The sequence below is a fragment of the Allobosea sp. 2KB_26 genome, from assembly GCF_052115715.1.
GTDB lineage: Bacteria > Pseudomonadota > Alphaproteobacteria > Rhizobiales > Beijerinckiaceae > Allobosea.
In genome coordinates this window covers 102,099-114,806 of record NZ_JBFRHE010000002.1, presented here as the reverse complement: position 1 = coordinate 114,806, position 12,708 = coordinate 102,099, and the positions used below count along the sequence as shown (strand labels likewise).

The following is a 12,708-nucleotide window of genomic DNA, read 5'->3' as shown; positions in this document are numbered from 1 at the left end:
TTGCGTTCGCACGCATTGAACGAGCTCGCGCCCCGGCTTGGCTCAGAGCGCGGTCAAGGCCTGACGATCGTCCTGCGATCGGGCCCAGCTGAGCCACATCGCTGCGGTCCAGGAGAAGTCCGGGCCGCCGCAGCCTGCGCCGTCGCGCGGGTCGAAATACTCCCAGAAGCCGTTCTGCCGGACGAGATCGCCGCTGTCGCGCTTGAGCAGGCTCGCCTCGTCGGTCAGACCATAGGCGGCGAAACCGTCGGCGATCATCCGGTTCATCATCAGCCAGACCGGGCCGCGCCAATAGCGCGTCGCATCGAAACGTCGATCGCGCGGATCGCTGCTGGCGACGGAGAAGCCGGCTGCGGCACGCGTCGCCGCGAGATGGCGCTTGAGCGCGAGCGCATCCTCCTGGCTCGCCGTGCGCGCATAGAGCGGGAGATAGGCGGCGCAGGTGACGGCCTCGCTGAGCCGCCCGCTGCGCAGGTCGAGTGACCGAAACAGCCCATCGGGACCCTTGAGCCGCGACATCGCCGTCTCGCTGCGCGCGATCCAGCCATGCAGGGCAGCGGCCTCTTCGGTGAAGCCCAGCTCTTCCGACAGTTTCAGAAGATCGCGATCGGCGCGCAGCAGGATCGATTGGATGCCGAGATCGCAGACCCGGAAGGAGAGCTTGCGCGCCACGGCCACCCCGTCCCAGTTCAGGGCCTTGGCTTCCTCGACCAGGGTCATGACCCGGTTGTAGAAATCATGTGTCGGGCGGTGGGCCGCATCGACATGGCCGAGATCCTTGCGCAGATGCGCGACATCGACCTGCGGCACGACATTGGCGAGCGGCTCGTCCCAGTCCGGCGAATTGTCCCGCCCCGATTCCCAGGGGTGGACCATGATGACGAGCCCGGTGCCGTCCGGGTCGCGGGTCTCATGCCACCAGCGATGCGAGGCAAAAAGTTTTGGGACGAGAGCCCGGATCCGCACGGCATCGCGGCCGGACAGCCCGTGCAGCACTCGCGCTGCCGTCGCTGCGACGGGGGGCTGCGAGATTCCCGACGTCAGCGGCTGGCGCTGGATGCCCCAGGCCTCGGGGCCGGGATAGTAGCCGTCAGCCGGGGCGCGGAAGACGATATGCGGCACCATGCCGTCGTCCCACTGCCCCTCGAACAGGGTTTCCAGCTCGCGCCAGGCGCGGTCGAGATCGAAGGTGGCAAAGCCGAGCGCGACGAAGGCCGAATCCCAGTTCCACTGGAACGGGTAGACACGGCCATTGGGGACGGTGAAGCCGCCACGGTCATTGCGGCGCAGCACGGCACGCGCGGCCTCATCGTGGTCGGAGGGAGGTGTGGTCGACAGCATGGCTCAGGCTCCGGGATGAGTGCGGCCCGTTTCCGGGTCGATCCAGACAATGCGGGCGGGGTCGAGCGCCAGACCGAGCGTTTCGCCCGCCGCGATCTGGGCGGCAGGGGGAGCAACGACACGGGCAAGGTCATCGCCGATCCTGCCGGTGAGCAGGAGATGCGAGCCCATCGGCTCCGCGACGCGCACGGTGAATGGCGCGCCGCCCGCGGCGTCGGTCAGCTTCGCATCCTCGCCGCGAAAGCCGAGGACGATCGGCCCGTCGACGGGCGATGCCAATGTCAGCCCGCCGAGCCGGGCCTGGCCGGAGGCGGCGACCGTGTTGACGAAATTCATCGGCGGCGAGCCGACGAAGCCACCGACGAAGCGGGTCGCCGGCCGCGAATAGACCTCGGTCGGCGCGCCGATCTGCACGATATGGCCGCCTTGCATCACCGCGATCCGATCGGCCAGGCCCATGGCCTCGGTCTGATCATGCGTGACGTAGATCGTGGTCGTTCCGGCCTCGCGCAGGACGCTGCGCAGCTCCGCCCGCATCTCCAGCCTGAGCAGCGCGTCGAGATTGGAGAGCGGCTCGTCCATCAGGAGCACGGCCGGCTCGACCGCGAGCGCGCGCGCCACCGCGACGCGCTGGCGCTGGCCGCCCGAAAGCTTGGCCGGGAAGCGCTCAAGATATTGCTCGATATGCAGGAGCTCGGCTGCCTTGCGCACCTTTGCCTCGACGCGCGCCTGGTCGGCGCCCTTCATGCGTAGACCGAAGGCGACATTCTCGAACACCGTCATATGCGGGAAGACGGCATAGTTCTGGAACACCATGGCAAGGCCGCGCTGGGCCGGCTTCAGAGACGAAACATCGCGCTCGCCGATCATGACCTTGCCCGAGCTCTGCACCTCCAGCCCGGCGATGATGCGCAGCAGCGTGGTCTTGCCGCAGCCCGAGGGGCCGAGCAGCGCGACGAATTCGCCATCCTCGACGGTGAACGAAATCTCCTGCAGGGCAACCGCATTGCCGAACTGCTTGGCGACCTTGTCGATCAGGATCCCGGCCAACGGTCTCCTCCCTATTTGCTCGAGACGCCCCACATCGCGAACAGGTATTTCCTGACCGCGAAGATGAAGAGCACCGAGGGAATGATGAGAATGAAGCCGCCGGCGAAGCGGTAATGCAGCGGCGACTCGGAGAGCACGGTCAGCAGATAGGCGGTGAGCGTGCGCTCGCGCACGGTCAGGACCGAGGCGGCGAAGACCTCGTTCCAAGAGATGACGAAGGCGAAGATCGCCACTGCTGCGATGCCGGGCAGCGCCAGCGGCAACACCACCTTGCGGAAGGCCTGCCAGCGCGTGCAGCCGAAGACCCAGGCCGCCTCCTCGTATTCGCGGGGAATGCCCATGAAGAGCGACGCGGTCACGAGAGCGGCGAAGGGCAGCGCCAGCGCCGTATGGATCAGCGAGACGCCGAAGGGCGTGTCGTAGAGCCCGACGCGGATGAAGATGACGGTCAGCGGCAGGGCCAGGATCGCCAGCGGGAAGGCGCGCGTCAGCAAGACCAGCAGGCGAAAGGCGCTCTGCCCCCGGAAGGCGAAACGCGCCAGAGCATAACCAGCGGGTGCACCGAGCAGGATCGAGAACAGCATGGTCAGCGATGCGGCGATGAGCGAATTCAGTGCGGCGTTCCAGACGCCTTCGATCCTGAGGAAGGTGGCAAGCGCCGCGAAACTGGCCTCGCCGGGCGCGAAGGCTTTCGGCCATTTGAACACGGCGAGCCGCCCGCCCATGGCGCCAAGCCCGATCAGGTAGATCGGGACCAGCACCCAGACGCAGAGCGCCAGGACGCCCGTGACATAAAGCCATTTGCGGGGCGCGCTCATCCTTGCGTCTCCGGATCGACGCGCAGCGCCTTGAGGTAGACGACCGTCGCCGCGAGCGAGATCGCCATCACGAGGACGGCATAGGCGGCGGCGACGCCGTAATTCTGGTTCTCGTTCTGCCAAGTGTAGGCTTCGCCGACGAGGATCGGGAAATTGCGCCCACCGAGGGCATAGACCACCGCAAAGACCTCGAAGGCCAGGACCGTGCGCAGGATCAGCGCCGATTGCAGGCTGGGCTTCAACAGTGGCAGCGTGATCCTGCGGAACTTGGTCCAGGGGCTCGCGCCAAAGATGTCGGCGGCCTCGCCGAACTCCTTGGGAATGAGCTGAATGCCGGCGACGAGAATGATCAGGACGATCGCGGTCGCACGCCAGATTTCGGCCAGGACGACGGCGAAGAACAGTGCAACCGGCGTCTCGCTGTTGAGATAGCCGGTCGGGCCGCTGATCACGCCGATCTGGAACAGCAGCGTGTTGAGATAGCCGGAATCCTGCAGGATCGCGAGCCAGACAAGGCCGGCGGCAAGGTCCGAGACGCCGAGCGGGATCGTCCAGATCCAGAGCACGAGCTCGCGCCCGCGCGTCATCTTCTGCAGCATCAGCCCCATAACGAGCGCGAGTGCGACCTGCAGCGGGATCACCACCGCGACGAGGGCGAAGGTGTTGCGCAGCGCGGTGGGAAAATTGAGGTCGCCGGCCATGCGGGCATAGTTGGCGAGCGAAAACCCCTGCCCGCCATCGAAGGAGAGCAGGATGGTCTGGCCGAGTGGAACCAGGAAGAAGGCTGCAAGAAAGGCGACCGAGGGCGCAATCAGCAGATAGGGCAGCCAGCGCGGCTGGAGCATGGTCGAAGGCCTCTGCAAGGCGCTCTCGGGCGGCTGCGCTTCGGCCGGGGACCGGGGCGCAGCCGTCCTGAGCTCAGGTGACCGGGCAGGCGCCCTGGCTCGGCTTGTCGGGCGCCCAGCAAGGCGCGGCGGTCTGAATCATCAGGCTGCGCAGGATCTCGGCCTGCGCATCGAGAACCGCGCGGATCGGCTCGTTGCGCAGCACGATGCGCTGGAACGTGTCGAAATAGACCTTGTTGAACTCGCCGCCCTTGTCGCCGAGGCCGATCGGCAGGAGGGCGACGATCGCGTCCTTCGCGCCTTGCGTCTTCGCCACGCCATCGGCGAGCAGCTTGACGCCTGCCGGCAGGTCGGGCGGCAGCGGCGCATCGACGACCGGGAAGAAGCCAACCTCCTGCGCCGCGGCGAGCTGTGTGGCTGGCTTCAGCAGATGCTCGATCACCGCCGCGGCCTGAGCCCGGTTCGGCGCATCCTTGGCGATGGAGAGCCCGGCAATGACCGGCATATAGGCGCGGCCCTTGGCGCCGGCCGGAGGCGGCACGACGAGATACTGGTCGGGCTCGGCCGTCAGGGCGTCCTTGACGCGGGCGATATGGTCCCAGGCGATCCAGACCTCGCCCGCCATCAGCGGCTCCTGCATGAAATTATAATTGTTGGCGTTGGGGTTCACGGTCGCCCAGAGCGCCTTGAAATCGGCCCAGCCCTTCTCGGCCGCTGCCGAGCGGAACTCGGTCACCATCGAGCCGGTATAGGAGGGCACGAGATTGCCCTGCACGAAGCGGGCGAACAAACCCTTCGGCCCGGCCGGGAAGCCGATGCGACGCTGGCCGGTCTTCTCCTGGATCGCCTTGCCCCAGGCCGCGAGCTGCTCATAGGTCAGCGCGTTGACGTCCGCGCCAGCGGGCAGGAACGGCAAGGCCGCCTTCTTGACGACGAGGACATAGGTCGCCTGCATCCAGGGGATGTATTGCTGATTGGGCGTGCCGAGCTTGCCGAGCTCCATCAGCCCGGCTGGAATGCCGCTCGCGCCGAGTTTCGCCGCGATATCGTCGACCGCGTCGAGCGAGCCTGCCGGCACGAGCGGCTGCAATTCGCCATGCAGTGCGCCCATCAGGCTGATCGTGCGCTTGCCCGCCGCCTGTTCCGCCTTCATGCGCACGGCAAATTGCGGCGGCTCCTCGACCACATAGGTGGTCTTCGGCGCCCCCTTGAGCAGGACCTCACGCACCTTCTGCGCCTCGTCGATCGGGCGCAGCTGCGTCGAGAGAAAAACCAGATCCTGCGCCTTCGCAACCGGCGCAGCGAACATGGCGCCCGCCGCGATGGCGGCGATCGCCAGATGATTGAGTGTCTTCATGGGCTCCTCCCTGTCTCGCTTCTTCTGGCTGGCATCGGACGGAGCGGCTGCGAGTGGCCTGCCCTGTCCGCCATCGGATCAGGTTCGCGTCTCCCCGAGCGAGGCGCGTGAAATGAATTCGACGGGCTTGATCTCTGTCAGATCGCGCGGGTCCGCCCCGCCGATGCGCGCCAGAGCCATTTCCGCGAGGCGGCGCCCCGTGGCGGCGATCGGCAGTTCCATCGTCGCCAGCGCCGGATCGGAAAAGGCCGCGGCGGGAATATTGTCATGGCCAATGAGCGCGATGTCGCGCCCGACGATGAGACCGCGCTCGCGGATGGCGCGCATCGCCCCCAGCGCCATGCTGTCGGTGGCACATACCAGGGCGGTGGGCTGCGCCGACTGCGCCAGAAGCAGCCCCGCCGCACGATAGCCGCCGGCCTCGTCGGCACTGCCCTCGATGATCGCGCCAAATATGCCAGCCTGGCGAAGGGCCCGCGCGAAGCCGCTGCGGCGCAGATGCGCGAAGGTGAAGGCCGAGGGCGCCGCAAGATGGCCGATCCGGCGGTGGCCGAGCGCGGCCAGGCGCAGCACGGCATCGTGGAAGGCGGCCTCGCCGTCGCCATCGACGAAGGCATAGGGCTCGGGAAAATCGCTTCGCCCCATCGCGACGAAGGGAAAGCCGACATCAGTGAGGTAGCGCAGGCGGGCATCCTCACGCCGGGTGCGGACGACAATAATGGCGTCGGTGCGGCGGCCGTCGACGAGGCGGCGATAGGTCTTGAGTTCGTCGGGTCCGGGCAGCGCGGCGATCAAGGTCAGATCATAGCCCTGCTCGGCAAGCCGTTCTCCGATCGAGCCCAGGAGCTCGAGGTAGAGCGGCTCATTGAAATGCCCCGGCCCGGCCGGGAGCACCATGGTGACGATCTCGGTCAGCCCGCGGCGTAACCGGCGGGCCGCGGAATTGGGCCGGTAACCGGCCGCTTCAGCTGCCGCCAGCACACGGTCCCGCGTGGCGAGCGCAACATCGCCATAGCCATCGAGCGCCCGTGAAACGGTCGTGATCGACAACCCCAACGTTTGCGCCAGCGCGCGCAAGGAACTCATCGGCGTCTCGGGAACCGGTTTGTGGATATTCGTCGGCATAACGCGTGATCAGGATAACGCGATCCAAAACGTTTTGGGAAGCGCAATCGAGCGTGGAATGCAGGCTTGCGCCCCCCGGCAAGATCGTCACCGCTCCCTGGCGAGCCGGTATTCCAGGTCCCTTCCGCATTCGGGCAAGAAAAATGGCGGCCTGTCGGCCGCCCGCTTTCCTCTCCAGGAGCCTCCCGGCGGATCAGCCTGGCGCATCCGAGCGCCTGGCATCGCGATCAGCGCCCCGCCCGCACTCGCCCTATCGTCGCCAGAAGGGCTTGGCGATTTCCGCCGCGACCTGTCGTCTCGTCAGGCCGATATCATTGATCAAGCGGGGGTTTTCCTGCGCCTTCCGCGCGAGCTCCCAGCGAAAGCGGATGCGCCAGCGCCAGACTGCGAGAAGGCTGCGCCGGGGCGCCGTGCTCTCATGCCCTCGCGACAGGTCTCCCGGTCGCAACGGCGTTCCGGACTGCGTTCCCGGCCGCGCCGCCTGATGCGGAACCGTCGCAAGGGTAGGAGTATCGTACATGACAACCTCGATAGGGTTCGAGGGTGCTGGACGCCCTCGGCCTGGAAGAGGTTGAAGTCTGCGGGAGGCGCGCAGGGCCGTACTTAAGCCTTCCCAAATAGTTCTCAAAAACTTGCAAACGGGCTATCGATGCGCCCTATGCAGGGATCGCGCATCGCCTTTGGTCCGTTCGTGCTTGATTCAGGTGCGGGAACGCTCCTTCGAAATGATGTCCCCGTCGCCGTGGGCCATCGCGGACTGAAACTGCTTGCCGCGCTCGCCGGACGGCCCGGCGACATCCTCGCCAAGGCCGAGCTGATGGACGCGGCGTGGCCGGCCATGGCCGTCGAGGAAGGCAATCTCACCGTCCAGATCGCGCAGTTGCGGAAGCTGCTTGGACCAGCCGCCGACGGCGGGGAATGGATCACCACGGTTCCGCGCGTCGGCTACAGCTTCACCGGCGTCACCGAACAGCTCGGAGCCGCGAAGCGAAGCCCTTTGCCGCTGCCCTTGCCTTTGCCTGGCAAACCATCGATCGCCGTGCTGCCCTTCGTGAATGTCAGCAACGATCCCGAGCAGGAATCCTTCGCGGATGGGTTGACCGAAGACCTGATCACCGACCTGTCCAGGAATTCCGGCCTGTTCGTCATCGCGCGCAACTCGGCCTTTGCCTACAAGGGAAAGGCGACTGATGTGCGCGAGATCGCGCGCGACCTTGGCGTGCACTACCTGCTGGAAGGCAGTGCCAGACGCACGGCGGGCCGCGTGCGCATCAACGCACAGCTCGTCGACGCGGCGAGCAGCAATCATCTCTGGGCGGAACGCTTCGATCGCAGCCTGGACGATATCTTTGCGGTTCAGGACGAGGTCACCGGCAAGATCGTCGAGGCCTTGCTCGGCCGGCTGCGCGCAGTGCCGCCGCGCCAGCGGCCCAAAAGTCTCGAGGCCTATGATCTCTGCGTGCGGGCACGCCGGCTGATCGATGATTCCCCGCAGACGGCGCGCGAAGCCCATCTGATGCTGATGCGCGCGGTTTCGCTCGATCCGGACTATGCCGAGGCCTATCGCTGGCTTGCCATGAACCACTGGACGGGATGGGTGCATTGGGGCGAACCGATCGAACCTGCCCGGAGCATTGCCCTGGACCTGGCACGCAAGGCTGTCGCGATCGACCCCGATGACGCTGGCTGCCACTGGGTCCTGGCCTACCTGCTGGCCTATGACCGCAACTTCGCCGAGGCGGATGCGGAATTCGCCAAGGCGATCGCGCTCGACCCGAACGAAGCCGATATCTGGGCGACCTTATCCGACCTCGCGGTCCTGGACGGCCGGGTCGAAGAGGGCCTCGAGCATATCCGCAAGGCGTTCAGGCTGAACCCGTTTCCGGCGAGCTGGTACTATCTGACGCTCGGCCAGGCGCAATATGCCGCCGGCACGTACGAAGCCGCGGTCGAGACCCTGCGCAGGGACGAGACCTATCGGACGAGCTCACGCCGCTTCCTGGCAGCAAGCCTTGCGCAACTGGGCCGGCTCGACGAGGCGCGCGCCGAGGTCGACCTGTTCCTCGTCAGCAACCCGCACTATACGACCGGCCGCTGGGCCATGACGGAGCCATTCCGCGACGCTGCGACGCTCGCGCATTTCGTCGATGGCTTCCGCAAGGCCGGACTTCCGGAGTGACGTAGCGGGCCGATGCCTTGGCCGGCGCGATCACCGGCCTGGGCCTCCGCCGTGAAAGCTGGCGAGCTACTCCTCAGAGCGCCCCGTGGCGTTGCGATCGCGCTCATATCGTCTCTTCAACGGAAACGGCGGCAACCAGGCCTCGCGCCGGATGGTCCAGCTTTCATAGGTTGGCGTCAGCTGGTCAGGGGCATCCAGGGAGCCGAGATTCACTTCGATTTCGTCGCCGCTGCGTCCGAAAATCGGCGAGCCGCAGCGGGGACAGAAGAACCGCCCGCGGTAGTCGCGTATTTCGCCATCGACCGTCACCGCGCCCTCGGGGAACACCGCGGACGCGTGAAACAGCGCGCCATGATGCTTGCGGCAGTCGAGACAGTGACAAAGGCCGACCCGGTATGGGCGTCCCGACGCCACAAACCGGACATTGCCGCAGCGGCAACCGCCCGTGAAACGGTCCATGTTGCGCCTCTTCTTCAAAATCAAGCGGTCGGAATGCGTATACCGACCAGCGCTGTCCCTGCAATTGCCCGCACCGGGCGCCCCCGGCCTCGCCACTGAAGCCGCTGCGCACGGCCTTCGCGGGATAAGTTCGCCTCAAGCCGCCCGGCTCCGCGAATTCCTCGCAAGCAAGGCTTCCTGGCGCGTCAGAAGCGCATGTCGATCCTGCCTTTGAGCGCGTGGTCTCTCGTCCGCTCACCGAGGCTTGCGGCATAGGTCAGGCCGAGGGTGGTGGTCTGGGTCGCGCGCCAGTCGAGCCCGGCCTCCAGCGCCAGCGCGTTGCGGTCGATGGCAGCGGCGAAGACGCGCGCGGGCGTCGTCCCCGTAGCGAAGGCGGTCAGCGCCTGAGGGGTCAGTTCGCCAAAGCCATGGCGCCAGCCGAGCATGGCACGGGCGAAGAACGGCGTCGGGCCAAGCTGCGCCTCGGCGCGCAGGCCAAGCGTGCTGAAGCCGAGGACCTGCTCGGAGGAGCGCAGTCCCAGCGCCGCCGCCCCGCCCTGCTCGATGCCGGCCTCGCTGGAGACGCGCAGCAGCGCGAGCTGGGCGAAGGGTTCGAGCGCGATGCCCTGCCAGGCAAAGCCATAGCCGAGCTCGGCGAAGGCCTGAGCCAGCGCGCCCGGCCGCTGCGAGCGCAGCAGATCGCCAAAACCGCGGATCGCGACCTGGCGGCGGATGTCGCTCTCGGACCAGGAATAGGCCAGGCCAGCATCGAGGCGGACGGCGCCGAAGCGGCCCCCGGCATAGAGCGCGGCATGGCCGCTCTCGATCCGGCCAGAGGACAGCCTGGCGTCGAGATCGAAGCGCGACTGGGTATAGCCGCCGGCGACGCCGACGCGCAGCGTACCGGAGTCGGTCTCGGAGAGCAGCATGTCGGCGCCGAGAATGGCGCCGCCGGTGCGGCGCGACAGCGAGGCCGCGCTGCCGTCGGCATTCGTGTTCGCCTGGCCGCCGATCGCTTCGCCCCAGAGCGCGTAGCGCGGCTCGCCCCGCGGCGCCGGCATCACGGTCGCGCTCTTGCGCCCCGGCAGATCGGCGCTGAACCCCGCGGCGATCTGCCCGCCTCCTTGCGTCAACAGCGGCCGGCGCAGGCGGGCCAGAATCGCCTCGCGAACGAGCGCGCTTTCGCCGATCGCGGCCGACACCGCCTGGGCATGCGCCTCGCCCGAGAGCAGGTCGAAGCCAGCGCGCGCCTCGGCCGCCGTCGCCGAGAGCAGCGCGTCATGGATCGGATTGCCGACGCTCAGCCGTTCGACCGCGCTCGCGATGAACCCCTGATTGCGTGTCTGCGCGACACCCGCGAACCCGGTCTGGTTGCGCGCCATCGTCAGCGTGACGGTGTTGCTGTCATAGCTCAGCGTCGGCGTCAGGAAGGCCAGGTTCGAGGTGACATTGGCGAAGCGACCGGTCACGCCCGCGCCGGCCGTCAAGATGGTGTAGTGCGTCGCCGCGGCGTAGTTGCCGGTCTCGGCCAGCACCGCAACCGTGCCGCCCGACAAGGTCGCCAGTCCCGAGGCGACGATCCGGTCGCTGCTCCCCGCCGCATTGACCTCGACCTGATAGATCGAGCCCGCCCCGAAGGCGACATTGCCTGCGACCGTCAGCGTGCCGATCGAGTTGCCGGGAGCCGCAAAGCCGCCGTTCTGAACAATGAGCCCGCCGATGGTGCCATTGCCGCCCAACGTCGCGCCATCCTGAACAGTGACGCTCGAGTTCGCCAGCGAGCCATTCACCGCAAGGCGCCCAGCCTGAACCGAGGTCGGCCCCGTCACCGGGCTGTTCCCGGTGAGGTTCAGGCTGCCGGAGCCAACCTTGGTGAAGGGACCGCTGCCGGTGAGCGGAGCGGACATGGTCTCGGCATTGCCGTTGGTGTCGACGGTAAAGCCGCCTGAATCGACGGTAATGGGGCGGTCGAGCGAGCCCGCATAGTCGAACCGGAGGACACCGCCACCGAAGGTGACAGGGCCGCTGCCGAGCGCAGCGGGAGCAGCAATGACCAGGGTTCCGCCATTCACCCGGGTCCCACCCGTGTAGGTGTTGGTCCCGGTGAGCGTCAGAGCGCCGGCGCCGTCCTTCGTGAGCGATCCGGACCCGCTGATATTGCCTGAGAAAGTGCCGTCCACGGGCTGGTTGAACACCAGGACCGCATTGTTGAGAACCGGTCCTTTGAGGCTGGTCGTATTGGCCACCAGGACGCCGCCCGAAATCGTCGTGCCGCCGGCATAGGTATTGGCGCCGGAGAGCGTCAGAGTTCCCGCGCCGAGCTTGGTCAGGCCGCCTGGGCCACCAAGTACTGCTGAAATACCGATATTGTGGCCATTGCTGTCGATGAAGGCGCCGCCAGTGCCGATCACCACATCTCCGGGAGCAAAGCCATAGCGATAATCGGCCTGAGCTGCGAGAAAATTGACCCTGTCGACGCTGGCGCGAAGGATCCCGCCGTCAAGATTGAGCGTGGCATCGCCGGTGCGCCCATCGCCAAGCCCCTTTGCCATCAGGCCGGTCGTCAGCACGCCTCGATTCCCGGCCGTACCGCTCAGGGTCACTATCCCCTGTGCCCCTGGAACCACGCCCATCCAGGTGACGGGGGCGCTGACAGCTCCGCCATTGTCGATCGTTACGGTGCCGTTGCCATACCAGCCAACGACGAGTGTATCACTGTTGGTCCATTGCGAGCCGGAGCCGCTCACGGTCACGATGCCGGTCCCGCCGGCATTGTCGCCGACCTGGCCCGCCGTGTTGCTGACGCTCCCTCCATTCAGGATATTCAGGAAACCAAAACCGGAACTGCCCACGCCGATGGAGATGGCGCCGGTGCTGGTCCATGCCGAATTTGCGTCCCGTACCGTCACCGTACCCGTGACGTTGTCGGAGCCGACGCGGGCCGTGGTGCCGAAGACCTGGCCGCCAGATTCGATGATCAGGCTGCCGCCGAGCAGATTACCAACCATGAGGTTGTTCGGGATGTTCCAGGGCGAGGGCTGGGTACCCGGTACCGTAACGACTGCGCCTTCGACCACGGTATTGAATGATTGGGCTTGAGCAGGGCCGATCAGCAGGACCAGCACCGCTGTCGAGGCTGCCGCCAGCAAGGCGGCATGCGAGGATGGTGCCTTGGGCTGCGCTGTCTGCATCGAGCCCTTGAGACCGGGCTGAACGAGAATATGGGAAGACGGGCGCATGATCTCTCCAGGCGAATCGCAGCACGCGTCAAGCGGCCTGAAGTGTCGGGGCGCGACAAGATCAAGGGCATCGCAATCCACCGGATCGACGGCCCCAGGCGGCTTTCCCTGCAGATGTGACCAGACGGCAACTGTTTCCGGAGCAACAGCGGCCCGCGAGCTCGGAATGAGCCGGACTGGCCCTCCTGCGAGCCTTTCGCGGGTGTCGTCTGAGCCGCGAGCTATCGGGCGTTTGGCGACAAGTCCGGCTCGACGCTGAAGTCCATGTCGGCGTCGTCCGGCCACCAGCTTGCAGCCGATCATTCGCAGCAGGCCT

At 66.8% G+C, this 12,708-nt stretch carries 10 protein-coding genes; 1 reads left to right on the top strand and 9 read right to left on the bottom strand.

Features of this window, described 5'->3' with window-relative positions:
- Nucleotides 1–42: 42 nt before the first annotated feature.
- From AB4099_RS08780 to AB4099_RS08750, 7 genes are all read right to left on the bottom strand, one after another.
- A complete protein-coding gene (locus tag AB4099_RS08780) occupies nt 43–1,341 on the bottom strand; it encodes an MGH1-like glycoside hydrolase domain-containing protein (RefSeq protein ID WP_441477776.1) in 1,299 nt (432 codons plus the stop codon).
- Nucleotides 1,342–1,344: 3 nt separating this feature from the next.
- The gene (locus AB4099_RS08775) at nt 1,345–2,391 is read right to left on the bottom strand and encodes an ABC transporter ATP-binding protein (protein ID WP_441477775.1); all 1,047 of its coding nucleotides are present in this window, start codon (nt 2,389–2,391) and stop codon (nt 1,345–1,347) included.
- A gap of 11 nt (nt 2,392–2,402) precedes the next feature.
- A complete protein-coding gene (locus tag AB4099_RS08770) occupies nt 2,403–3,209 on the bottom strand; it encodes a carbohydrate ABC transporter permease (protein WP_441477774.1) in 807 nt (268 codons plus the stop codon).
- Nucleotides 3,206–4,054, bottom strand: a complete 849-nt coding sequence (locus AB4099_RS08765) for a carbohydrate ABC transporter permease (protein WP_441477773.1) — start codon at nt 4,052–4,054, stop codon at nt 3,206–3,208. Before AB4099_RS08765 ends, AB4099_RS08770 begins: the two co-directional genes overlap by 4 nt.
- A gap of 73 nt (nt 4,055–4,127) precedes the next feature.
- The gene (locus tag AB4099_RS08760; RefSeq protein WP_441477772.1) at nt 4,128–5,411 is read right to left on the bottom strand and encodes an extracellular solute-binding protein; all 1,284 of its coding nucleotides are present in this window, start codon (nt 5,409–5,411) and stop codon (nt 4,128–4,130) included.
- 78 nt (nt 5,412–5,489) lie between these two features.
- Nucleotides 5,490–6,497 carry a LacI family DNA-binding transcriptional regulator gene (locus AB4099_RS08755; protein ID WP_441477771.1) on the bottom strand — a complete coding sequence of 336 codons (1,008 nt, stop codon included), beginning with the start codon at nt 6,495–6,497 and terminating at the stop codon, nt 5,490–5,492.
- A gap of 289 nt (nt 6,498–6,786) precedes the next feature.
- Nucleotides 6,787–7,056 carry a DUF1127 domain-containing protein gene (locus tag AB4099_RS08750; protein ID WP_441477770.1) on the bottom strand — a complete coding sequence of 90 codons (270 nt, stop codon included), beginning with the start codon at nt 7,054–7,056 and terminating at the stop codon, nt 6,787–6,789.
- 138 nt (nt 7,057–7,194) lie between these two features.
- Here AB4099_RS08750 and AB4099_RS08745 point away from each other — a divergent pair, with 138 nt between their 5' ends.
- Nucleotides 7,195–8,715 (top strand): winged helix-turn-helix domain-containing tetratricopeptide repeat protein, encoded by a 1,521-nt coding sequence (locus tag AB4099_RS08745; RefSeq protein WP_441477769.1) that lies wholly within the window; start codon nt 7,195–7,197, stop codon nt 8,713–8,715.
- A gap of 66 nt (nt 8,716–8,781) precedes the next feature.
- Here AB4099_RS08745 and AB4099_RS08740 read toward each other — a convergent pair whose 3' ends face one another.
- Together AB4099_RS08740 and AB4099_RS08735 are read right to left on the bottom strand one after the other, a co-directional pair.
- The gene (locus AB4099_RS08740; RefSeq protein WP_441477768.1) at nt 8,782–9,174 is read right to left on the bottom strand and encodes a GFA family protein; all 393 of its coding nucleotides are present in this window, start codon (nt 9,172–9,174) and stop codon (nt 8,782–8,784) included.
- 185 nt (nt 9,175–9,359) lie between these two features.
- Nucleotides 9,360–12,392: an autotransporter outer membrane beta-barrel domain-containing protein gene (locus AB4099_RS08735; RefSeq protein ID WP_441477767.1), complete on the bottom strand. Its 3,033-nt coding sequence runs from the start codon at nt 12,390–12,392 to the stop codon at nt 9,360–9,362.
- Nucleotides 12,393–12,708: the final 316 nt, after the last annotated feature.

Coding starts and splice junctions, on each gene's coding strand:
- AB4099_RS08780 (WP_441477776.1), bottom strand. CDS start 1,341: ATGCTGTCGACCACACCTCCCTCCGACCACGATGAGGCCGCGCGTGCC.
- AB4099_RS08770 (WP_441477774.1), bottom strand. CDS start 3,209: ATGAGCGCGCCCCGCAAATGGCTTTATGTCACGGGCGTCCTGGCGCTC.
- AB4099_RS08765 (WP_441477773.1), bottom strand. CDS start 4,054: ATGCTCCAGCCGCGCTGGCTGCCCTATCTGCTGATTGCGCCCTCGGTC.
- AB4099_RS08760 (WP_441477772.1), bottom strand. CDS start 5,411: ATGAAGACACTCAATCATCTGGCGATCGCCGCCATCGCGGCGGGCGCC.
- AB4099_RS08755 (WP_441477771.1), bottom strand. CDS start 6,497: ATGAGTTCCTTGCGCGCGCTGGCGCAAACGTTGGGGTTGTCGATCACG.
- AB4099_RS08750 (WP_441477770.1), bottom strand. CDS start 7,056: ATGTACGATACTCCTACCCTTGCGACGGTTCCGCATCAGGCGGCGCGG.
- AB4099_RS08745 (WP_441477769.1), top strand. CDS start 7,195: ATGCAGGGATCGCGCATCGCCTTTGGTCCGTTCGTGCTTGATTCAGGT.
- AB4099_RS08740 (WP_441477768.1), bottom strand. CDS start 9,174: ATGGACCGTTTCACGGGCGGTTGCCGCTGCGGCAATGTCCGGTTTGTG.
- AB4099_RS08735 (WP_441477767.1), bottom strand. CDS start 12,392: ATGCGCCCGTCTTCCCATATTCTCGTTCAGCCCGGTCTCAAGGGCTCG.